Annotated in this window: 1 protein-coding gene; it reads left to right on the plus strand. The window is 58.8% G+C overall.

Features of this window, described 5'->3' with window-relative positions:
* Positions 1-233: hypothetical protein (locus SB816_RS35165; protein ID WP_410548645.1), on the plus strand; the 233-nt coding region annotated here is incomplete at both ends.

The following is a 233-nucleotide window of genomic DNA, read 5'->3' on the forward strand; positions in this document are numbered from 1 at the left end:
GTGCACGCACGAATGTATCGCCCGCGCCTCGTCCGATCTTGGCCGCGCTAAGGATCGCGTATCGCTGGTGTACGACGAGGCCCGCGCCTGCCTTGAACGAAACTATAAGATGGTTCTACCGCGTGAGGTGTACGCGCACCTACTGGCTGAACGGTGGATGCTGACGAGTACCGGCCGCAAGGTGAAAACCACGCTGATGGAAATGACGAAGACATACAGCGTCAGCGACCAAG

The organism is Achromobacter sp. SIMBA_011 (assembly GCF_046535435.1).
Lineage (GTDB): Bacteria > Pseudomonadota > Gammaproteobacteria > Burkholderiales > Burkholderiaceae_B > Achromobacter > Achromobacter dolens.